The 23,054-nt window shown below is 58.5% G+C and carries 16 protein-coding genes, 1 pseudogene and 1 riboswitch; of the genes and pseudogenes, 6 read left to right on the forward strand and 11 right to left on the reverse strand.

The genetic code is table 11. The features are described from left to right. Positions 1–5: 5 nt before the first annotated feature. Together ACYQ47_RS17855 and ACYQ47_RS17860 are read right to left on the reverse strand one after the other, a co-directional pair. Positions 6–641: a uracil-DNA glycosylase gene (locus tag ACYQ47_RS17855; RefSeq protein WP_459906250.1), complete on the reverse strand. Its 636-nt coding sequence runs from the start codon at positions 639–641 to the stop codon at positions 6–8. A gap of 96 nt (positions 642–737) precedes the next feature. Further along, complete coding sequence (locus tag ACYQ47_RS17860) at positions 738–1,904, reverse strand: TDT family transporter (protein ID WP_459906252.1); 1,167 nt, start codon at positions 1,902–1,904, stop codon at positions 738–740. Positions 1,905–1,999: 95 nt separating this feature from the next. Between ACYQ47_RS17860 and ACYQ47_RS17865 the strand changes: the two genes are divergently transcribed. After that, positions 2,000–2,908, forward strand: a complete 909-nt coding sequence (locus tag ACYQ47_RS17865; RefSeq protein WP_459906253.1) for a LysR family transcriptional regulator — start codon at positions 2,000–2,002, stop codon at positions 2,906–2,908. On the opposite strand, the gene ACYQ47_RS17870 is transcribed toward ACYQ47_RS17865, so the two are convergent. Beyond that, positions 2,895–3,977 (reverse strand): molybdopterin-dependent oxidoreductase, encoded by a 1,083-nt coding sequence (locus ACYQ47_RS17870; protein WP_459906254.1) that lies wholly within the window; start codon positions 3,975–3,977, stop codon positions 2,895–2,897. The two genes, ACYQ47_RS17865 and ACYQ47_RS17870, sit on opposite strands and share 14 nt — an antisense overlap. A 119-nt stretch (positions 3,978–4,096) precedes the next feature. Beyond that, positions 4,097–4,213: riboswitch (Fluoride riboswitch) on the forward strand. A gap of 90 nt (positions 4,214–4,303) precedes the next feature. Here ACYQ47_RS17870 and ACYQ47_RS17875 point away from each other — a divergent pair. After that, positions 4,304–5,566: a voltage-gated chloride channel family protein gene (locus tag ACYQ47_RS17875; RefSeq protein WP_459906255.1), complete on the forward strand. Its 1,263-nt coding sequence runs from the start codon at positions 4,304–4,306 to the stop codon at positions 5,564–5,566. 105 nt (positions 5,567–5,671) lie between these two features. Here the strand turns inward: ACYQ47_RS17875 and ACYQ47_RS17880 are convergent, their stop codons facing one another. Beyond that, on the reverse strand, positions 5,672–6,643 hold the full coding sequence (locus ACYQ47_RS17880; RefSeq protein ID WP_459906256.1) for a tyrosine-type recombinase/integrase: 972 nt from the start codon (positions 6,641–6,643) through the stop codon (positions 5,672–5,674). An 88-nt stretch (positions 6,644–6,731) separates the two neighbouring features. On the opposite strand from ACYQ47_RS17880, the gene ACYQ47_RS17885 reads away from it, so the two are divergent. Beyond that, on the forward strand, positions 6,732–6,995 hold the full coding sequence (locus ACYQ47_RS17885; protein WP_459906257.1) for a hypothetical protein: 264 nt from the start codon (positions 6,732–6,734) through the stop codon (positions 6,993–6,995). Positions 6,996–7,642: 647 nt separating this feature from the next. Continuing rightward, positions 7,643–8,365, forward strand: a complete 723-nt coding sequence (locus ACYQ47_RS17890) for an oxidoreductase (RefSeq protein WP_459906511.1) — start codon at positions 7,643–7,645, stop codon at positions 8,363–8,365. Positions 8,366–8,779: 414 nt separating this feature from the next. Here the strand turns inward: ACYQ47_RS17890 and ACYQ47_RS17895 are convergent, their stop codons facing one another. From ACYQ47_RS17895 to ACYQ47_RS17915, 5 genes are all read right to left on the reverse strand, one after another. Beyond that, a complete protein-coding gene (locus tag ACYQ47_RS17895) occupies positions 8,780–9,940 on the reverse strand; it encodes a M24 family metallopeptidase (protein ID WP_459906258.1) in 1,161 nt (386 codons plus the stop codon). Between the two features lie 47 nt (positions 9,941–9,987). Continuing rightward, on the reverse strand, positions 9,988–11,517 hold the full coding sequence (locus tag ACYQ47_RS17900) for an amino acid ABC transporter permease/ATP-binding protein (protein WP_459906259.1): 1,530 nt from the start codon (positions 11,515–11,517) through the stop codon (positions 9,988–9,990). Between the two features lie 61 nt (positions 11,518–11,578). Then, complete coding sequence (locus ACYQ47_RS17905) at positions 11,579–12,355, reverse strand: transporter substrate-binding domain-containing protein (RefSeq protein WP_459906260.1); 777 nt, start codon at positions 12,353–12,355, stop codon at positions 11,579–11,581. Positions 12,356–12,465: 110 nt separating this feature from the next. Next, complete coding sequence (locus tag ACYQ47_RS17910) at positions 12,466–13,686, reverse strand: M20 family metallo-hydrolase (RefSeq protein ID WP_459906261.1); 1,221 nt, start codon at positions 13,684–13,686, stop codon at positions 12,466–12,468. Next, on the reverse strand, positions 13,683–14,873 hold the full coding sequence (locus ACYQ47_RS17915) for a diaminopropionate ammonia-lyase (RefSeq protein WP_459906262.1): 1,191 nt from the start codon (positions 14,871–14,873) through the stop codon (positions 13,683–13,685). The genes ACYQ47_RS17910 and ACYQ47_RS17915 overlap by 4 nt, the downstream gene beginning before the upstream one ends. Positions 14,874–14,966: 93 nt before the next feature. Between ACYQ47_RS17915 and ACYQ47_RS17920 the strand changes: the two genes are divergently transcribed. Together ACYQ47_RS17920 and ACYQ47_RS17925 are read left to right on the forward strand one after the other, a co-directional pair. After that, a complete protein-coding gene (locus ACYQ47_RS17920) occupies positions 14,967–15,464 on the forward strand; it encodes an Lrp/AsnC family transcriptional regulator (protein WP_459906263.1) in 498 nt (165 codons plus the stop codon). 301 nt (positions 15,465–15,765) lie between these two features. Beyond that, positions 15,766–17,214, forward strand: a pseudogene (locus ACYQ47_RS17925) (IS1182 family transposase). A 1,267-nt stretch (positions 17,215–18,481) separates the two neighbouring features. On the opposite strand, the gene ACYQ47_RS17930 reads toward ACYQ47_RS17925, so the two are convergent. Continuing rightward, positions 18,482–20,500: a phage integrase family protein gene (locus tag ACYQ47_RS17930; protein WP_459906264.1), complete on the reverse strand. Its 2,019-nt coding sequence runs from the start codon at positions 20,498–20,500 to the stop codon at positions 18,482–18,484. A gap of 1,001 nt (positions 20,501–21,501) precedes the next feature. Further along, the gene (locus ACYQ47_RS17935) at positions 21,502–22,563 is read right to left on the reverse strand and encodes an SMP-30/gluconolactonase/LRE family protein (RefSeq protein ID WP_459906512.1); all 1,062 of its coding nucleotides are present in this window, start codon (positions 22,561–22,563) and stop codon (positions 21,502–21,504) included. Positions 22,564–23,054 lie beyond the last annotated feature (491 nt).

Consider the following 23,054-nt stretch of genomic DNA (forward strand, 5'->3'; position numbering starts at 1 on the left):
CGGCATTATCGGGACGCGGCTACTCGTGCGGCCCGCTTGAGCGTTTCCACTATATTTGTTGCAACGTCCGGGAACCGGCACACGGCAAGAGGACTCGGATGAGGCGTCGTAAGAATCACAGGAGAACCCGGCAACTGTGTGAGCATAGAGAACGCGCGTTGAGCTTTGCGACCTGCCAATACGATCACGCGCAAATCGGGCAACAGTCCGATCAACGATGGCAATTCGCCGATCCCCCGCTCAATCTCACCGATCGTCAAGGTTTCGCGTGGCCCGTCTGACGCCGGTAGCCATGGGAACACGTTCCACAACACACTCTGGCGACGAGCCAATCCCGCTTCATCGAAAAAGCGCTTGAGATTGCGTTGCGCGGGCACCGGATTGTCCAGCGATACAAACCGCGGCCGGGATGCAAGTCTTGCCGGAGACTCGAGAAGCACAAGCACCTTGGCCTCGCAGCCGCCGTCGAGCGGATCGAAATAGGGAACTGCACTGCTTCGCGCGGACAGCTCTTCGGCGAATCGGGTCAAGGGTTTGATATGCGGTTGATCGAGGAGCGCGATCCGTCGCTGAAGCGCCTCCGAGTCTCGGAGCAGATCGCATGCTTCTGAAAGCGCCTCAGATCCTTCGGAATCGCTCATGGAGCGCCAATGGGTGCTGGAGTCATGGAGTAAATCGAGTCGTTGAAGATCATCGCCCTGCTCCGGCTCACTCTGATCCACCCGGGGACAACCGTTTTATTTCCTGGGCGTAGCAAGGCAAGGTGCCTGAAAAAGGTTGCCGTGCCACATTCCCTTGAGCGTCTTGCTCACCACGATCAGCCAGAACCCGATCAGCGCGACTGTAAGCGCCGTACCGATGACTGCAAATGGAGAGAACTGCGTGAGCCGATACAGCGCGAAGGTCGTAGCGGTATACACGCCGATCGGAAACGTAAACCCCCACCATCCCATGTTGAACGTCATGCCTTCGCGCTGATAGCGCACAGTCAAGATGACAGCGATCACGAGCCACCACACGCCCACGCCCCACAGAAGCAGGCCGCCCAGCAGTCCGAAGTCCCTAGCCACGATTGCGACTTGTTCGAGCGCCGTGCCGGCGAATGCGGCAGGCGCAGCTTGACCGAGCAGCAGCAGACCAAGGCTTCCGGTCCCGATCGGACCCAGCGTGAGCCACGACGACGCCGCCATATCGCGATGCGGAAGCTTGTGAAGCGCGAGGCGCAAAAACACGATTGTCAGGATTGAAAATGCAAGGGGTACGGAAATCGCCCAGAGCACATAACCCGACCCGACCAGCAACTGCGCGGCACTGTGCGAAAGATGCGGAGCGAGCACGCCGGCACTGGACGCAGTCACTTCAGGTGCAACGATTGGCAAGAGCCAGACGGCAGTCATCTGTTCGGTCGAATGCTGCTGCGTCGTGAACATGCGATACGGCACGAGACATGCAATCGATACCGCCAGCCCTGCGTCGATCCACCACAACGCATGCGCCACGCTCAGTGCTGCCGGGCCGAAAAGCTCAGGACCAAACACACTCAGACCATTCACGATGGGAATCAGTCCCATCGGGATCGCGCCCAAGAACATCGACTGCACCGGATGGTCAAGCATGGGCTTGATCGTTTCCGGAAACCGAATCAGGCGCGCCATGAAAAAGATAGAGAAAACGGCGAAGAACACGATGTCGATCATCCATAACGCCTCCGCAACCCTGTGTTGACCGGCTAAACGAAAAGGCGCGGCGAGAAGGACGAGAAAGACGATCCCCGTTCCCATCGTCAACGCAAACCAATTGGGCGTGAATTGCCGAACGATTTCACGACGGCGAGTGACATGCCTGAACGGCTTTAAAGCATCAAATACTGTTCTTTCCGGTGTTTTCACCTGCGTCTCGGTCATCTTGGTCGACTCCTCGTTGATCTACGTATCCAGAATAACGAGATTGTCGATATACTTAAAATACATATTCCGTATCTCTCCCATATCAAATAGGCATGAATTTCGTTCACTTGCTGGCTTTCCACGAAGTCGCGCGCGCGGGCTCAATCAGCGCTGGCGCACAACGTCTGCACGTCAGTCAGCCAGCTGTGACTCGCGAGATCAGGGAGCTCGAGGAGCGTCTGGGCGTGACCCTCTTCGACCGGTTGCCACGAGGCGTTGCGCTCACTCAAGCGGGTAAAACGCTGCAGGAATATGCGACCCGGATATTCGCGTTGTCGGAAGCAGCGGAACGCGAGTTGACCGAACTGGCGGGATTAACTGCAGGTCAGTTGCTGATCGGGGCGAGTGCGACCGTCGGTGTATATCTGGTGCCCGCAGTGATCGCGCGGTTCAATGTCCTTTTTCCCAAGGTCACAGTGGAGCTGACGGTGGCCAATACCGAACAAGTCGAACAGGGACTCCTGGCACACGCTTTCGGACTGGGCTTTATCGAAGACCCCTACGATGCCGCTGTCTTCGATGCTAACGTTATCGGTGCGGATGAAATCATTGCGGTGGCTGCAGTCGGGCATCCATTGGCGAAGCGGAGATTCGCCGCACGCGAACTGGCCGACAAAGCCGTGATCCTGCGCGAGCTCGGCTCCGGAACGCGGGCTGCCGTGGAAGAGGCGTATAAACGCGCAGGCTTGTCGATGACCCCACTCATGTCGGTCAGCCATACCGAGGCCATCAAGCGGATGCTGTTATCGGGCCAAGCCATCGCCTATGTTTCGTCGTTGAGTGTCGCAGATGAAATCGCGCGGGGCGATCTCGTCAGGCTAAAGGTCATGGGCGTCGATATCAAACGCTCGCTGCATGTGGTGTGGTTGAAAGGCAGATCGTTTGCGCCCAGCACGGAGGCTTTCGTCAAACTATTTGATGAACAATTTCCCGCCCGCTTCAGCTCCCTTATTGTGCGGTGACGGTAATCCGATGCCACGCTGTACTTAGATAGCCTTTGAAATTCCATACATCAGCTACCTGCGATACCTGAGTCTGCCCGGCCGAGTCCCATGCGCGCACTGAGAGTTCATGCGTGCCCTTCGGCAGCGCCAGCTCGACGTTCCAGAGCGTCCAGCTCCACGGGGTGCCAGGCGCGACGTTGAGTGCGGCTTGTGTCCACGTCACACCGTCATCTGACGACACTTCTACGCGCGCCACCGATGTTCCCGTCGCCACGGCGTATCCGGCGACCCGGACAGGACCTGCGCACAAGGTTGCTCCTTCGTTCGGTTCGCAAATGGCTGAATTCAGCGGCATATCGTTGATCGTCGTCCCGTTCTCCCAGTCCGCGCTGGTTTCATCGACGGAAGCGGGGAACAATTTGTACTCGCGTTGCTGCATGTGATTGTCCGAGGGTTTGTCGCGCACCTCGATCGATGCCAGCCACTTCGGACTACGCACGCCTGCGTATCCTGGAACCACTACGCGCAATGGATACCCATGCTCCGGGCTCAACACTTCGCCGTTCATTTCGTAGGCGAGCAGCACATCGCCCGATAGCGCTTTGCTTGCCGGAATTGACACGCCATAGCGGAAGCGTTTGCCTTCTGCTTCGCAGTCGTCGCACGCTGCAAATACCACGTGCATTTCTCCACTGCACATGATGCCGGCCGATTCAAGCACGTCGTTGAGCCTCACACCGGTCCAAACCGCATTGCCAATCGCCCCCGGCGCCCATGGGTCACCCGAGACGGGTTTCACCGACAGCAGGTCAGCACGCCGGTTTCCAGCGCATTGCATCACCGCACTGACGGATACACGCTCAAAGCGGCTTTTGAAATCGTTCAGTGAGAGGCTGATCGGACGGCTTACTCGGCCTGAGACCGAAATCCGGTGGAGCGTCTCGTCAATCACCGGCACATTGCCGTGGTTGCGAACGTAGAAGTCGTCTTGAGTCGTATGCATGCCGGCGATCAAACGCTTGAGTGCCGGCTCTGCGTTGAGCGGCGATGTGGAATGGATTCGCTTGTCGAGCGCAGCTGGTGTCATTCGTATCTCCGGCGTTGAATCTGCGTTTGGGAAGAGGGGTTACGGCCCTCTCCGCAGTGCAGGAAGCGCGCCCGGTGCGGAATTCCCGCTCGACAGCCCACTCCGAATTCTTTTACAATTGCGCTCACGGAGATGGCATTCCTCCTGCAGCTCATCGCAAACCGCTGGATTAGTTACGTAGCTGACTTACCTGATTGAGTCGCCTAATTAAGCCAGCTAATGATGCCTACGCGTTCCTGGGTCAGGAATCCGTAGGCATGCGCGTTCGGCGCACTTCCCTCGCGGCTTTCGCCGCCCAGGTTTGAGTTCTTCAAACTTGGAAATTCATGAAACGTTTCGTCTTTCCCGAGCAGCTCCTAATGCTGCCGCATGTGGCGCGCTGGCTTTTGCTGTCGGGTCTCGTCGGTGCCTTGGCGGGAAGCGCCTCAGCCTTTTTTCTTTGGGCGCTCGATATCGCCACGAACACTCGCGTGGCGAACCCCTGGCTCATCGGGCTGCTGCCCGTCGCCGGCTTTTGTGTCGGCTGGGTTTATTTGCGGATCGGGGCCAGTGTCGAAGGCGGAAATAATCTGCTGATCGACGAAATCCACGATCCGAAGAAAATCGTTCCAAAGCGCATGGCGCCGCTGGTGTTGATCGCAACGGTGATCACTCATTTGTTTGGTGGCTCAGCGGGGCGCGAAGGCACGGCTGTGCAGATGGGCGGCGCACTCGCCGATCAGGTGACACACCGCTTCGGCCTTAGCCGCGAGGACCGCCGGATACTGCTGATGGGCGGCATCGCAGCAGGATTCTCGTCAGTGTTCGGCACCCCGCTCGCAGGCGCGCTGTTCGGCCTCGAGGTCCTGGCGATTGGACGTTTGCGATACGACGCCTTGCTCAGCTGCTTTATTGCGTCAATTTCCGCCGATCTGGTTACACGCGCCTGGGGAATTCATCACACCGTTTATTCGATCCCGTTCATTCCACCGGTCAGCCTAAGCGGATTGGGATACGTGATCGTGGCGGGGATGATTTTCGGGATTACGGGGATGCTGTTTGCCGACGCGACGCATGGATTGTCGGGGTTGATCAAGCGAATCGTCAAGTACGCGCCGGCCCGTCCGTTCGTGGGTGGCATCGCCGTCGCGCTTGCTTCGTTGGTACCGGGAACATCGCCGTTTCTCGGGCTCGGCATACCGACAATCGTGGAAGCTTTTCACCGGCAGCTTCCCCTTTACACGTCAGTCGGAAAATTTGGCTTTACCGTGATCACGTTAGCGTCAGGCTTCAAGGGGGGCGAGGTCACGCCACTCTTTTACATCGGCGCGACGCTCGGCAACGCGCTCTCTCACGTTCTGGCCCTGCCCTTTCCAGTCCTCGCCGGGCTCGGTTTCGTCGCCGTATTTGCCGGCGCCGCGAACACGCCTATCGCCTCCACGGTCATGGCCATCGAGTTATTTGGGGTCGATATTGGTGTGTATGCAGGGCTTGCATGCGTGGTGGCCTACTTGTTCTCCGGGCACACGGGGATTTACCGGGCCCAACGCGTCGAGCACAGCAAACATGCTGATCTGCCAGGTGTGGGTATAAATCCGCCGACGGCTTAGCCGGACCTGTATTGCAATTGAAGCTGCTGCGCCAGGGTGGCGCCGGTTATGCGAATACGTAGCTTGCACGTCAATGGATGTTGCAATAGGAGACGAATGGTTTGATTATTGCGCATCGTCATCTGCGTAGTACCGTGCAGCTGCCTCAAGCATGCGCCGCTTCTCTGCTTTGACGTAGATTGACGTGGTTTGTAGCGATGCGTGTCCGAGGATCGACTGGACGGCATCCGTCGGCATATCTCGTGCAACGGCGCGCGTGCCGAACGTATGGCGAAAGGCATGCGCCGAGGTATTGACCAATTGCACCAGGTCTTCGGTGCTTATCTCGCTTAGCGAAGCAGGATCCGCACGCAGCGCAACCACGAGTCGCCGGACGGCCGTGCGCACAAGGCGCCCGAGCGCGTCTGGCGTGTAGGCCACGTCGAGGTCGTCAGTCGCATGCCGATTCTGTGCAGTGTTAGTTTCCGGAATCCAGAGTGGCGCGATCAGCGGCCCGTGCGCCTGACTATCCAAATTGCGATCGCGGTCGGCCCAGTGGGCGCGCAGTGCATCAAGCGTGGCGCCGCTCACCGGCACAGTGCGCTGCTTGCGCCGCTTGCCGACAATCGTCAGGGTCCAGACGGTTCGAGGACGCGACGCAGATGCTTCACCTGTGGCAGGCGCCTCCTCTGATGGACGTCGCGCTGGTGTCGATGACTCACTTCTGACGTCAGAAGGCCGCAGATCTTCCTGCCGGGCCTGAGCCGCTTCCACGCGACGCAGTCCCGAGTCGCCCATCAAGAGAATGGCCGCCCGCGCCGCACGCCACTGAGGCGCCGCTTCTTGCTCCACACGCGCCCGCGCCTGCTTGCTCAAATGCGCCCCTGCCTCCCTCGGCTCCGTTGATGACGGCAGAATCGGAGCCGTGCAACGGTTATCGAGCAGTCGTCGTACGCGCGTCCAGAGATCGGCGGGTAGCGCGCGGTGAACCTGGACAGCGGACTCGCGGATGACCGTCGCCGGTTCATGCACCGCGCTCCAGGGATTGCCGGCGAGATAGCGCACCTCGACCAGCCACGCGAACGCCGCGCGAATCACGCGCACTGCATACGCCTGACTGTCGGCCGATAAGCCTTCTGCCGCAAAGGGCCGCCAACGGCCGCTCGTGCGCGGACGCTTAGGTCCTGTGAAGCTCGCAATCGGCGCTCGCAAAAAAATCCTTGTACGCCTCGCAGTCTTCCACCAGCAGCGACGAAAGCGGCTTTTGTCGAACGACCACGCTCCACAAAATCAGCTGTTCAAGCTCGCGCGTTTAGGCTCGCAGCGTAACCGGCCGATCGCGATACCGGTGCAGGTAGGCGTGCACGGCGGCCAGATCGTGCTCGGCACGAATGAAGGCGAAGCTGCCCGCGCGGTTGATGCCTCGATGGAGTCGATCACCGCCCGATAACTCAGCCGGCACGGCAAGCTGCTCGAACGGTGCCAGACGCGGCACGGCCGGATCGCCGCCCACCACGATGGCGACCGGCTCGCCCGCCGCGCGAAAGGTGACGTCAAGTGGCCTCGCATCAACGTCGTCGGCGACGCGTGCGCCGAGGCTTCGCTCATGGTGTTGAGGTCCATTAATTTTGCTACGAAGTGCACTAATAACGCTAATGAGAAAGAGCCAGCAACTCGTTGATTTTATAGGCACTAATGTGACTTTTCGAATCCTCTGATGCTGTTGCCGGGGCGCAACGTTTCCCTGTGCCGTGGCCGCTAATTCTGCTACTACCCCAGTCCGGTGCGCTTATATTGCTACCGCAGACTAGACGATATAGCGACGCGCGCAGGCGGAGATGTTCAAATTGGCGCTCGAGCGTTTGCACTCCGCACTACTCTCGAAGTCTGGTAGAAGACCGTGGCATAGCCCCTATTTCGCTGGAAACCAATCGGGCTGGACTCCGGGGTCGCAGCATTGGAGGAACACAGGGGAAGAGGCGCACGACTTAGACAGCAAGTGTTCCGCAGGAATTTAATGCGCAACGCTGCTTACGCTGGGAAGCAAATTCCCCGCAGACATTGAAAATTGCCCGAGAAGGTGCATTAGCGGAATTAGTGCACCCAGTAGCAGAATTAACGCACCTCTACACCTATAGCGGCAAGCGGCAGTACGTTGCGGGCAGACCCATGCGCGCAGACGAAGTGCTTGCTCTGCTTGACGATTTTCGCCGTGCTACGCGAAATGCATTGCGCGCAGGATTCGACGGGGTGCAGGTGCACGCCGCCAACGGCTATCTGATCGACGAGTTTTTGCGTGACGGCACCAATTTCCGAAACGATGCTTACGGCGGCACAATCGAGAATCGCGTCCGGCTGCTCAGGGAAGTTACGCAGGCGGTGATCGAAATAGCCGGTGCTCGCCGCACGGGGGTACGGCTCACGCCCAATGGCACGGACCAGGGTGTGCGCGACAGCGATCCGGAAACCGTGTTCGTTGCGGCGGCTCGAACCCTTTCGGTACTCGGCGTTGCGCATCTAGAACTACGCGAGCCGCCGAAGGACGGGACCTTTGGTGCGTCTGATCGGCCGCCCTTCGCGCCAGCAATCAGGAGGGCGTTCGCAGGCGTGACCATCCTCAATTCCGATTACGGTCTCGATCGTGCGACGGCGGCTATCGACGGCGACGAGGCGGACGCCGTCGCCTTCGGTCGACCATTCATCGCTAATCCGGATTTGCCGCGGCGTTTCAGTGCAGGCGCCCCGTTGGCAGCCGATAAGGGCACGTTGTGGTTCACCCAAGGGCCCGAAGGCTATCTCGACTACCTCACTCTTGCCTAAACAGATGAAGGTCCGCTACTGGCGGCTTAAGGCGGTCCCAACGGCAATTACCTTACCGAACAATGGCCATTCAGCGAGGGCGGCCGGGGCCTTCGTTAGCCGAATGGGACGCCGACCTCGACCAATCGCCCATGGCCGACCTCCGAAGTTCCTAGCACGTGTGCCGCTCGCCGCTTATCGTGTCGACCAATGAGCTTCCCTTGCCGACCCTGAGCGGTCCGTCGGCCGATCAGGGTCGATGTCGCTTTGCGGGTCCACTTCGGATAGCCGGACAGCCAGCGTCCTTTTCTATCACACGTATTGTGTACCAGCGGTAGCGGCCCTATTGGTGTCAAGCCGACCCGGCGTGCCCGTCGCAAACGCCCGCCGTTCATCGCCAATCAAGCGTTCATCGATCGAACGCAGCGGCTGAGCTTAGTTGATTACCAGCATCTCGCGGGGAGCACGAGTCGTGAGCAGTTCTGCACCGTCTGCCGTGATAGCGATGTTCTCTTCGTGAACAATCATCTTGCCCGGCGCGTATTCCATTCCCGGTTCAATCGTGATGACCATGCCGACTTCGAGCACGGCGTCATCGTGTGCGCTGTTTGAAGGTGGCTCAGTAAGTTGCAGGCCAAGACCGTGGCCGAGACGGCCGACGTTATTACCGCGCATGCCAGCCGGTTCCATAACGTCCATCATGACGCGCCAAAGGTCCTTGACTTTTGTTCCCGGTCGCGCTGCATTGATGCCTGCTTCGGTAGCCAGCCATACCGCTTCGTGCGCCTTCGCCGCGGCATCGGAAATCTTTCCAACCGCGTAGTTCCGGTCGAAATCACAGAAGTACCCATGGGTAGTAGCGCCCACGTCGATGATAAGGACATCACCATCGACCAGTTCGCGCGCTTTCGGACGGGAGATGATTTCCGGATAGCCGCCTTCGCCCGATGCGCATGCCAAGAACGGGACGGCATGTGCACCACGATTAATGATGTCGACAGTCATCTGGCGGCAGACTTCCGCTTCCGTCATGCCTTTGCGTGCGAAATTCGGCAGCACTTCAAACGAGCGGCTGACGATTTGGCCAGACGTGCGAATCGTCTCAATCTCGGCTTGCGATTTGATGTTTCGCACTTCCCAGATACAAGGAGAGCCATCCACGAGTTCAATCGGGCCTACGTTCTTCTGAACCTGGAAGAAATCGCTGACCGGCATGCGCAGTACGGATTCGCGGCCGAGCTCGAAGCCAATACGACCGAACCGCCGAGGCAGTTCCTTGAGCGTGGACGACAGAAGGGAGACACCCTCATCCTGAGGCCGCGGGGCCGGCCAAGTACGGATGCTTCCGACCGCGTACGTTGCGACGACCGGTTCGCCAATCTCCGGAACGACGGCAATGGTCTCGCCGCTCGCAGGAATAACGAGAAACCATGGACGAGCGGGACTCTCCCAGAACTGGGTGTCGTAGCCTGTGAAGTAACGGTAATTCGGGGGGGCGGTGATAACCAGCGCGTCGAGCTCGTGGCTTTGCATGCTTTTCTGCACGCGTTCAATACGGCTGGCGAATTCGGCTTTGGGGAAAGGAAGAACGTTCACAATGACCTCGCTTACGATAGCTAGACAGGGAGTGATGTGCCGATGGCTCAGGCACTCATCTCCAGTTGATAACCCTTCAGGAATTTTCCGACTCGCGAGTCGCGGCCCAATGACTCGTACTCGGCCGGCGGCATGTCATGCACGATGTGCCCACCTTCCATAAAGACAACCCGGTCGGAAATGCGCATCGCGAAGTCGATTTCGTGCGTAACGATGAGCATGGTCATCCCTTCGCGGGCCAGACCTTCGATAACCTTCAGCACTTCACCGACGAGTTCCGGGTCAAGCGCCGAAGTAGGCTCGTCGAAGAGAACGATGGCCGGGTCCATCGCCAGAGCTCGCGCGATAGCTACTCGCTGTTGCTGACCGCCAGACAGTTGATGTGGATACTTGTTCGCATGAGCGCCGAGTCCAACCTTTGCCAGAAGTTTGGCCGCCTTCTCTTTGCGCTCTTCCTTGGACGAGCGGTCATGGTAAGCCGGGGCCAGCGTCAGATTTTCCAGAACGGTGCGGTGCGGAAACAGGTTGAAGCTTTGAAACACCATTCCGATGTTCACGATGCCATTGCGATAGTGCGACCGAGGAAGCTTTCCGTGCGTGCCATTCGGCGACCACAGGAACGGTTTGCCATGCAGGCGAACCTCGCCATCATCAATGGCTTCAAGGCCGTTAAGTGTGCGGATAAACGATGTTTTGCCCGACCCCGAAGGGCCAATGATTGAGATGACCTCACCACTATTGACGCGAAGGTCTATACCTTTCAGGATGTGATGGTCACCGTATTTCTTGTGAATGTGGATTGATTCGATAGCAGGCTTCGCGCGATTCGCTTCGCGGGTTGCGCTGTCGAGGGCCACAACGCTGCTCTCGCGGACGGGTTGGTCCTTCGACATCTGCGTGGTGCGGCGCGTAAAGTCCATCCTCTTCTCGACGTAACCGAGCAGGAAGCCGAACACTGTAACGACGACGACGTAGTAAAAAGCTACCGCAAGCATCGTTTCCAAAACCTTGAAGTTCTGCGTGTACAAGCGCTCGCCCACCAGCAGGATTTCGCCGAGTGAAATCACGGACACCAACGAGGTTAGCTTGACGATGGTGATGTATTCGTTAATCAGCGTAGGCAGCGCAACACGGAATGCCTGCGGAAGGACAATCAGGCGATGCATGCCAAGATAGCCAATTCCAAGGGCGCGCCCAGCCTCAACCTGTCCCTTCGCCACGGCAGCGAGTCCGCCGCGATGAATCTCTGCCACATATGCGGTCTCGCTCAAGGCTAGCGCAATCAACCCTGCGAAGAAGGGGTTGGAGAGCAAAGGGCCTGTCCACGGGAATACCTGGGGAAGGTTGTAGACAAAGATAAGCAGCACCAGAAGCGGCAGACTGCGGAAGAACCAGACATATGCGCGGCAGACGATACGAACAGCACGAATCGAAGACTGCTTACCCAGAGCGAAGAAGAACCCCACCACAATACTGATGACCCAACTCAGAACGCTGAGCTCTACCACCGTCCACGTCGCCTCCCAGAAGGCCTTGTACGACAGTAGCGATAAGGCATAGTGCCAATCGAAATCCATTCTCTCACTCCGGTTTGAAGCGGCCATATGAAAATTGGCCGCTTCCCTTGCTACATTTCACTTACTTTGCATCGCCCAGCGCTCGCACAACATCCTGTGCGGTCGGCTCGACGAGGTTGTACTTCTTGAGCAACGCTTGATACTCGCCGTCTTTCTTCATGGCGTCAAAAGCGCTAGCGACCTGCTGCTTGACCGCGTCGTTCCCCTTCTTGATGGCAATGCCGCAAACCACGGGATTCATCGCACCGGTGGAGGTAATGACAACCCGCCCCTTCAGCTTATCGGCAATCATCTTGGCCACACCCGAGTCATCGTATTGCGCATCGACTGCTTTCGAAAGGAGGGCTTGGGCGGCTTCAGACGAGGTGTCATATTCATGCACATCGATGGAGCCCTTGCCTGGGGGCTGACAGGTTTTCTCCGACACTTCATGCAACGTCGGTACCCACGCCGCGCCCTTCAGGGAACCGACCTTCTTGCCGCACAGGTCAGCCATGGTCTTCGGCTTGAAGCCACTCGCTGCGTTCGCGAGCAACGAACCGCCCGTCATGAAATAGGGAATGAAATCCAGAGTTTTGGCACGCTCAGGGGTGACGTACAGCGCCGAGACGATGACGTCGTAGCGATTGCCAGTCAGACCGAGAATCAGGTTTGCGAAACGTGTGTCGACGAACTTCGGCGTCGCTTTCATCTTCGCGCTCATCTTCGCCACGAACTCCGGGTCGAAGCCGACGGGCGTGGTGCCGTCGAGCGATTCGTAGGGCGGGTAAGTCATATCGCTGCCAACGGTGAGCGTGCCCGGCGAGATGGTAGCAGCCGAAGCGGACAGCGCGCCCACGGTGCAGAGAAGCGAGAACATCAGTGCTCGCGTGGCAAGTTTCAAAACCGGCTTCATAAATTAAGCTCCAAACTTTGGGGTATTAGTGTGTGGTACTACTGCGGCGTCTCCTATGCCTCGACAAGTTCCGCCAGTGTGTCGAGAAGAACGTCCGCGCCGGCCGTCAGGTGCTCTGGCTCTGAGAATTCACGCGGGTTGTGGCTGATGCCCTCGCGACTAGGGACGAAAATCATCGCCGTCGGGCAGACTCGTGCCATCATTTGTGCATCGTGGCTCGCGCCGGAAACCATGCGAATAGTGGACAGCGAACGTGCGCTCGCGAGCGTCTCAATCTGCTCACACAGTGCTGTGCTGAACTTCACGGCCTGATTCCTCGCCGTGCACGTCGCAGAAACCTGGAAGCCTTCTTCCTCGAGTGCTGCAAGCGCATCCCTCAAATCGTCTTCCGCGCGGGCCAACTTTCGGTCGTCCGGGTCACGCATGTCGACGGTGAAGGTCGCTTTGCCTGGTACGACGTTAATGGAGCCCGGCTCCACTGAAAACGTCCCGACCGTGGCGACAGCCGGCACTTGCGATGCCGCGGCGCGTTCCGTGATTCCACGAATCAACGCCATCGCGGCGGTCCCTGCATCGAGACGCATCGTCATAGGTGTCGTGCCAGCGTGGTTTGCTCGTCCGGTCACAGAAACCTTCCACCATGAATAGCCCTGCACGCCTTCGACGACACCAATGGTTATGCCCTTCGTATCGAGAATCGGGCCCTGCTCGATGTGAAGCTCGACAAACATGCCGGGCAGCCACGCCCACGGCGCAATCTCGCCTGCATAGCCGATATGCTCGAGCTCTTCGCCGAATCGCTGGCCGTCCGTCGAAATGAGATGCATCGCATGGTCGAGGCTCATTTCCTTGGTCATGACGCGCGACCCAAGCAGGTCGGGCATGTAGCGAACCCCTTCTTCATTCGTGAATGCCGAAACAACCAGCGTCTTGCGCGGCGAAACCCCTGTCTTTGCGATGGCATCCAGCACTTCGATTCCAGCGATGACGCCGTAACAGCCATCCAAAGCACCTGCACGCCGGACCGTATCGATGTGAGAGCCAGTCATGACTGGCGGGTCTTCAGTTTGTCCGTGCAGAACGCAATGGATATTTCCGATTGAGTCAACTGCAACCTCCCCGCCTGTCTCGCGCATCCAAGTGGCGACGAGGTCGCGCCCGAGGCGGTCCTCCTTGGTCAACGCGAGGCGGGTCCGACCTTCACCTTGAGCATTGCTGCCGACCTGGCCCAGTTGCTCGAGGCGTGCTATCAAACGGGGAGCGTCGATTTTCACAGCGTGGCCTCTTCATCGCCAATCAGGGCGCGATACGTATCAATATCGGTGGCGCCTTCCGTGTTGAACAGGAGGACTACAGAGGATTCGTTGAGCCCCAATGCTTCGCGTGCGTCTTCAGATTGCGTGGCGCGGAGTAGACCGGCCACGCCCGCACCACCGCTTTCACCAGCAACAATTCGGGGGTCGCCATCGCGCGGCCTGGCAAGGGTGCGCATGGCGTCGATCGCATCAGATTCGTCGACTGTGATGAAGGCGTGCGTAGTCCGCTCAAGAATTCGCCAGGCGATGGCCGAAGGCTCGTAGCATTCGAGCATGGCCATGACGGTCGGCTCGTCAGCCTCGATGCGCTTTGCTTCTCCAGCACGAGCGCTCTCGAAGAGACAAGCAGCGCGAGCCGGCTCAACTACGACCACGCGGGGGGCGTTGATACCCAGCTTGAGCGTCAGGAACGCAGCGACTGCGGCCGCGTAGCCACCTACACCTGCCTGCAGGAAGACATGGGTGGGGGTAGAACCTGTCTCATGCGCTTGGCGCACCGACTCTTCCGCCATGACCAAATAGCCCTGCATTACTCGCGAGGGAATGGCTTCGTAGCCGGGCCACGAAGTATCCGACACCACCTGCCAACCATGTTCGGTGGCGGCGGCGTTGACCGCAGCGATGGAGTCGTCGTAGTTTCCGGGCGTGCGGGTGACAGCTGCTCCTTCTGCTTCGATAGCTTCCGCCCGCGCGGAGCTAACGCCGGAGTGCACAAACACCTTGCATTGCGCGCCGGATAGCGTTGCGCCGGCGGCAACAGCCCTGCCGTGGTTACCATCCGTAGCGCAGGCGAACGTCATGGTGCTCGCGACCTCTCGCACTGCAGCGTCGTGAAGTTGCTCCGGCTCGATTTTTCTGCCGAGACGAATGCTGGCTTCTTCAATCACCAAACGAATGACTGCATGGCTCCCACCCAAGGCCTTGAAGCTCCCGAGGCGAGACCGCGTGCCCTCATCTTTGACGAGGATGCCCTTGACCCCATTCTGCTTCGCGAGCGTGCCAAGCGAGTGCAACGGGGTGCTTTGATAGGGCACGTGCGACAAAAATCGACGGACTTCTTCGACGACACGAGGATGGAAGTAACTCTCATCCGAAGCCTGGAGAGCGTTACCAAGTTGCGGGGTTCGGTTGATGTGAATTTGCATGTTCTAGAGCAGTCAAGAGGCGATGTCGAGAGTTTATTGTTTTAGGCTGTTTTTTCTTTATTATTATTGGGCCTTCAAACGAGAAAAATTCTTATGACTTCAGCAGACCCTATCGCACTCGACCAGTACGACCTTGACATCCTCGAGTTGGTCCAGCGGGATAATCTGACCCCACACCGCGAAATCGCGAATGCCATCAACCTTTCCGCGCCATCCGTGGCGCGTCGGTTGCAAAGGTTGAGGGCAAGCGGGGTCATTGCCGCGGACAAGAGCGTTCTGATGCGCGAGGCAGTTGGAGCAAACGTGACGCTCATCGTCCACGTCGCGGCGGAAAGTGAACGTATCGAACTTCTTGATTCGATGAAGGAGCGGTTCGCGACTTGTCCCCAAGTACAGCAGTGTTACTACGTAACCGGCGACGTGGATTTCATCCTTATCATGGCGACCCGGGACATGCTGGAGTACACGGCGCTGACGAGGTCCCTGTTCTTTACCGAAGGCAACGTGAAGCACTTCCGGACGTTCGTTGCGATGGAGCGTGTGAAGTTATCGCTTGATGTACCGCTCGCGCGTGCGAAAGCGCGCACGTAACAGATGAGCGTAGCAAGCGTGCGGCGGGCATATGAAAACGAGCAATAGTGGGGCAGAACACCTTGTGTGGTAGAACCCCGGGGCTGTGTCTGGCCTAGCTCCTGTTCTCTGCTCTGCGCATACTGGCGTTGTTTTCATCTGAGGCTTCGAAGTATATAAGGATTCGGGTCGTCGACTGGGCCGAGGAGCGCGCTTCAGCGGCCGCCCCAAGTGATCCGTTGAACGACCGCTCATGGCCCGGAGTGTGTCAAAACGCATTTTGAACACCTATCATGGTGGCATCGGGTACAGGGTGAACAAGATGAAGCGTTTTGTTCAAGGCGACAGTCGTACGCAAAGCATCCTGCTTCCTGAATCGCTCGACGATTACGTAGCGGACACGAATCCTGTCCGCGTGATCGACGTGTTCGTCGACAAACTCGACCTTGGTCAACTGGGTTTTGACGGTGTTGAACCGGCTGATACTGGCAGGCCGTCATATCATCCTGAAATCATGCTGAAGATATACATCTACGGCTATCTCAATCGCATTCAGTCCAGTCGACGACTGGAGCGCGAGGCTCAACGCAATATCGAACTGATGTGGTTGACGGGGCGATTGATGCCAGATTTCAAAACGATCGCCCGTTTCCGCAAAGATAACGGTAAGCCGATTCGTGCCGTGTGTCGGCAGTTTGTGATGCTGTGCCAACAGTTGGATCTATTCTCCGATGCGCTCGTCGCAATTGACGGCAGCGAGTTCAAGGGGGTCAACAACCGGGACTGCAACTTCACGAGCGCAAAGCTGAAGCGGCGTATGGAAGATATCGAGTCAAGCATCAACCGTTATCTCGTGGCGCTTGAGACAGCTGACCGTCAGGAGCCGACGATCGCCAAAGCAAAGGCAGAGCGGTTGCAAGACAAAATCTCGGCGCTGAAGGAGCAGATGCAGGTGCTCAGGGATATCGAGGTGAAGCTCAATGCGGCACCGGATAAACAACTGTCGCTGACCGACCCTGATGCCCGTTCAATGAAGACGCGAGGCACGGGCGTGGTTGGCTATAACGTGCAAACGGCAGTCGATGCGAAGCATCATCTCATTGTTGCCCATGAAGTAACTAACACCGGCCTCGACCGGGACAAACTCACGTCGATGTCGCGCCTCGCGCGAGCCGAAATGGGAGTTGATAACCTCACCGTCGTCGCTGACCGAGGGTACTTCAAGAGCGAAGAAATCCTCGCGTGTCATGAAGCAGGCATCACAGTGTTCGTACCAAAGTCGGTAACCTCGGATGCCACTGCCGATGGTCGCTTCGGCAAGGACGACTTTATCTATGACGCATCGAAGAACGAATATTCATGCCCGGCGGGTGAGCGTCTGATCTGGCGGTATGCAACCGTGGAGAGCGGTCTGAGACTTCATCGCTACTGGAGTTCGAATTGCCAGCAATGCACGCTAAAAGACAAGTGCACTCCCAGCGTTCAACGACGGGTGAGCCGATGGGAACACAGGCCGTTCTAGAACAAATGCAAACGCGTCTTGACCATCACCGCACATGATGCGTATCGGAGGCAAACCGTCGAGCATCCGTTCGGGACGATCAAGGCCTGGATGGGCGCAACACATTTCCTGACCAGAACTATTGAGAAGGTCAGCACTGAGATGAGTTTGCACGTGCTGGCGTACAACATGAAGCGGGTCATCAAACTACTCGGCTGGGCGGACTTGATCTGCGCAATTCAAGATCGAAGCGTGCAAGCAGCGAGTTGATGGGCAGGCAGGAGGATCGCACCTCATCGTGTCGAACACGCGACTCTACGGCACCAGAACCTTGTACGGACGACGCTTTGGTCCGCCGCCGTTGACGCTGTTCTGGCCAACCCATCTTATTGGGGTTTTGACACGGTCTGGGCCGGCTGCCGCCAAAACGAACCCGTGCCCTTTCGGAAAATTCAGGCTTCCCCTGATGACAGCGGTTGGATTGCTCTCAACTCCTTTTCGAGAACATCGGCCGCATCGGCATGCAGCTGCGTCCATGTCAAAACCAGACGGCGTGCAGTGGGCAGTGGCAACGTCGCGTAGCACTTGTGCAGCCATGCAAAGAGCGACGGAAAGCGAAAGTGTATTCATAGTGTGGAGAGCAAATCCGCCGACCGGCGTTGCCGGACCCGCATTTAAAAAGAACTGACGCGCCTTGGTAGCGCCGGTTATGCCGATACGTAGCTCGCACGTCGATGGATGCTGAAACGAGCCCAGATGAAAAATTTTGCGGTTACTCCGCATCGTCGTCCGCGTAGTATCTTGCCGCCACCCTAAGCATGCGTCGCTTCTCTGCTTTGATGTAAATTGACGTGGTCCGTATGCCTCGACACCGACATCGATCATGCGAAAAGCACGGGATAACATCCGCGCAACGTCCAGCCGCAATTGCGCGGCAAGCACAAACATGAGTCGGCTGCTCATCACGATAAGCATGTACGGGGAGCAGATCGCGACGCCAAAGGTGTGTTAGCAGATTTAGTGCAACCGGTAGCAGAATTAAAGCACCTTTGCATTCGATGCGCTTGTTCCTATCGGCGAAGTGTTCCTTTGAATTTTAAAAATCATCGTGTCACCGTGACGAATGTTTTTGTCGGCAACACCGCGCGTGCAAGACCTTCGTCGTCGCGAGAACTGCAAACACTCGCATTGCCGCCCGAGAATTCAATGCGGATCCCACCGCGTCCCGCGTTATCTAGCTCAACGGTATGGGTCGAGCCAAATTTTTTTTAATGGTCGCAATCAAATGCGCCTCTTTTTGGGTGAGGTCCAGCCAGAGGGACCCCATTTGTCCACCGCTTGCCGGCACGGGGTAGAGGACAAGCAAAGCCTCGCTCCGTCAGTTGGTTTAAAGTTTTTGGCGTTTAGCCGGTTAGCTCGCAAGCTTACGCTTATCTAACTCTGCTTTTCCAACGTCAGAAGTCCACACGCGGTGCGCAGTGTTTCCAACGTCAGAAGCAGATCTGGGCAGCTTACCGCAAACATGTCCGATCTCTGCCTAACGCTCATTTTCATCCCACCCGTCATCATCGGCGTAGTACTGCGCGGCCGCCTCGAGCATGCGGCGCCTTTCCGCCTTGACGTAGATCGAAGTTGTTTGCAGGGAGGCGTGGCCGAGGATGGACTGGACAACGTCCGTCGGCATATCCCGCGCGACCGCTCGCGTACCGAACGTATGACGGAACGCATGCGCCGAGGTATTCACTAGTTGCACCAGGTCCTCGGTGCTCATCTCGCCTAGCGACGCGGGATCCGCTCGCAGTTCAACCACGAGGCGCCGGACGGCCATGCGTACCAGCCGCCCCAGTGCGTCCGGCGTGTAGGCCATGTCTTCGTCGGCGGCGGCATGTCGATCTTGCGCGGCGTCGGTCTCGGGAATCCAGAGTGGCGCAATGAGCGGCCCGTGCGCATGACCATTAAAATCACGATCGCGGTCGGCCCAGTGGGCGCGCAGCGCATCGAGCGTGGCGCCACTGACCGGCACCGTGCGTTGCTTGCGCCGCTTGCCGACAATTGACAGGATCCAAACGTTCCGAGGACGCAACCCAGATGCTTCACCTATCGCAGGCGCCTCCCCTGATGTGCGCCGCGCGGATGCCGACAATTTGCTTCTGACGTCAGAAGGCCGCAGATCTTCGCGCCGAGCTTGAGCGGCTTCCACGCGACGCAGTCCCGAGTCCCCCATCAAGAGGATGGCAGCACGTGCGGCACGCCATTGAGGTGCCGCCTCCTGCTCCTGACGCACCCGCGCCCGCTCGCTCAAACGCGCCGCTGGGTCGCCCATCTTTGCGCGTGACGGCAGATTCGGCACCGTGCAACGTTCATCGAGCAGCCGTCGGACGCGCGTCCAAAGATCCGCGGGTAGCGCGCGGTGAACCTGGACAGCGGACTCGCGGATGACCGTCGCCGGTTCATGCACGGCGCTCCAGGGATTGCCGGCGAGATAGCGCACCTCAACGAGCCAGGCGAATGTCGCACGGATTACGCGGACCGCATACGCCTGACTGTCGTCCGACAGTCCATCGGGCGCAAAAGGCCGCCAACGGCCGCTCGTGCGCGGACGCTTCGGTCCCGTAAAGCTCGCGATCGGCGCTCGCAAAAAGTCCTTGTAGGCCTCGCAATCTTCAACGAGCAGTGAGGACAGCGGCTTCTGTCGAACAACCACGCTCCACAAAATCAGCCGTTCAAGCTCCCGCGTATAGGCGCGCAAGGTCACAGGCCGATCGCGGTAGCGGTGCAGGTAGGCGTGCAAGGCGGCCAGATCGTGCTCAGCGCGAATGAAGGCGAAGCTGCCCGCGCGGTTGATGCCTCGATAGAGGCCATCACTGCCCGATAACTCATCCGGCACGGCAAGCTGCTCGAAGGGCGCCAGACGCGGCACGGCCGGATCGCCGCCCACCACGATGGCAACCGGCTTGCCCGCTGCGCGAAAGGTGACGTCAAGTGGCCTCGCATCAACGTCGTCGGCGACGCGTGCGCCGAGGCTTCGCTCATGGCGACGCAGCCATGCCACCAGGGTCGCCGCGCGCAGCGGTCCGATGCGCGGCACGGATCGCCACCAGCTGCCGCCACGGGCGTTGCAGTACTCAATCAGGGCGCCCAGCGTGGTGATCCCCTCCCCGATCAAGCGTCGTGCGATCAGCGGCCGGAACCACAACTCGACCGGATGGCCCAGCGCCGGCGAGGCGGCCGCCAGGGTCGACGCCTGCTCGACCATGCGCAGCGTCATGGCCGTAAGCCGCGCGCTGCCGTGCTGCTTGATCGAGGCTTTCAGGTGATCGGCGAGCACCGATGAGCCGTGTTTGAGCGCCAGGCTCACCAGGTCATCGCGCATCTGGCGCAGGTAGCGCTCGGTGGTTTCGGCGCTCGCCGCATGGGGCGAGCGTTCGACGTCATAGTAAAGCCGCGCGATGGTGGCTGCGGGCACCCGCTGCACGAACGCGCGCAGCGCCGTGAAGTCGGTGCGGGTGTAGGTGCGCGGCGTGGGCAGCGTCAATTGTTGGGGTTGATTGGCCATCGATCTGTCGTGCGTGCTCCCGCAGGTGCTCACCTCATCCATAGAGCGTCGCCGCTCAGCTCCGCCCGCCGTCCAAACATTGCCACCTGGCAGTAACGTCTCAGCCCACTGACTAGTCCGAAAACCCACCTCTGCCACGTGCTAATGGGCTTTCGGCGAGGTGTAAATGGCGATACCCCTCATTTTACCCATTAAAACCTTCACTGCTAATAATGATTAGCAGTCCATCGTTTTAACGCGTAGATCTTTAGTTCACATAGACTGACCACGTTCTAACCAGCCAGCTTAATGCTGCACCATGCAGCACGTCTTGCATTGCGCGATCGTCGGCCCCTAACGATCGACCCATACGCACGGGGACTTGAGCAAAAAAGACGACAGCCATAGATTCAACAAATCCCGGATGGCCAAAGCCATGAGGGTATAGGGTTTTATATCATGCGCGAATCGCCGACACCAAAGAGTAAGGCGAAAGGACAGTAAGCAGAACATCGGCGTTTGTTCTGGCCCAGCCATGCTGAGAAACGGGACTCTTTGCGTCTAGTCTGTAGTCTCCGGCATCGTGTGCTGCCTAGCGGGCAACAAGCGCACGCACAGTCTTCCGCGACTAGGTTTCTACGCGGGCGCAATATAACCATCGTCGGTGACGCGGCGCGGGTGGCTGTCTCGTTGCAATCGTGGGTGGACGAACCCGGCGTCGACGGCTTTACCCCACTAGCACGGTGACGCTGGAATGCTGCGAGGACTTTACCGATCTCGTCATTCCCGAGTTGCAGACGCGCAAACTTCACAAGACACCGTATGCACAAGGCGCGCTGCGCGAGAAGCTGTTAAACAAAGGCGCGCGGCTTGTTCCTCGCCATACTGGTTCAACGTTTCGCGATCGGTCAGAATGAACGCGACGACACCCATACTCGCGCTCGACCCGCTCGCAGCTTCCCGCAGGCGCTGGCAACTACGAACGGCCAACAAAACGGTCGGTTCAACTTAAGCCATTGGACCTATCTGCGCTTGATCGCGTACAACGAGGTGGGCAGAGCAACAGGATTGCCCGGCGTGAACCAGCTCATGTCCGGAATTCGAGAGTCCGTCACATACACAGTGCCGTCCGGGCCTTCAGCGAAGGTATCTGGCCAGCGCAACTGTGGGTCGCGCACGAGCGTCCATAACCGATCGCCATTGCGTACCCGAACTGCATGGTGCTCTACCGCCGACACGTAGAGCCGGCCGCGCTCATCGAAAAGCAAGCCGTCAGCAGTGCCGTCGATGCCGACCGCTTCCACACGCGAGGCTACTTGTTGAGCACTTAGCTGCGTATTCTGCAACGCGTCCGTTGCAATGCGATACAGTGTCTTGCCCTTGACGGCTTGAAAATAGAGGTATCGCCCGTCCGGTGTCAATGCTATTCCATCAGCCGAGAAACTGACGCCGCGTCCGTCTGTCTGCCGCAAAGGCTTGCCATCGACTTGAACCGTCACCGTCTTGTCAATCTGTGTGCTGGGATCCCCGTCCAGGACGCGCCGAGCAACGCCTGTTGTCCGGTCAATGACGACTATGGCGCCTCGCACGCCCGAGTCGGTGATGTAGATAAAGCGACCATCGGGGCTAAGACGAAGATCGTTCAAATAGCTGCCCTGCGGTGCGATGGTTTCGTCAAAATGAAACACATAGGCGATCTGATTCGTTCCGAGGTCAATTTGCACAAGCTTGGGCGCGCCTGGCACGATCAACGATTGCGCAGGCGCGCCAGGATCGAGCACCCACAGATTGCCCTGCTTGTCCGCCACGACTGACTGAACGCAGACCCAATGATCGGCTGCAGAGACTTCGTCTCGCCGTGCGTTGCGCCAGGAGTTCCACTCGGCGTCGGGAAAAGGCCGCAAATCGCCGCTTGCGCCTAGCTCGGCCACTGAGATGGGCGCGTCTTCAGTCCAGCGAGGGAAGTTGACGAAGGTGCGACCTGTTGGCGAAACAGTTACGCCTGTGACTTGATGCTCAAATCGCGCCACGAGCTGCAGCTGAGCGCCGCTTGCACGTGCCCTTGTTGCGACATCATCCGGCATGCCCTGCGCGAGTGCGCCTTGTGCGACGCAGACAAGACTTACAGCGGCGAAACAGCGACTTATTTGACTCATGGCGACTCCTTGTCTAGGACACCGGCGTTGCGGGTGTGAAGCCGGGCGCAACTAGCGTCGCGCGTACGACGACCATTTGGAGACGGCGCCCGCGACGGTCATAAGTGCACCAGCCAGCTGCCAACCCCTGGTGTTTGAAGTCGGGGCCCTTAAAAAAACGAAAGCCGCAGATTGATGGTCGGTGTAAGTAATTGGCCCGATTAACGAGAACATTCCGAGAAAAAGCAGCAGCAAAAAAACAAGCTCTCATGACATTTGTGTGACCGAGTCCCGATCTACCGACCGTACCGCTAGCGAAACGCCTAGACGACCTACTATAAACACTTACGATCCGAAGATCGTAGGTGTTTTCCTAGGCATCGAAGGTCTCGGCTTGGATGGTGAAAGCGCTGCTGATCGTGTAAGCAAATGATGTCGCG

This window comes from Caballeronia sp. HLA56 (genome assembly GCF_054655155.1).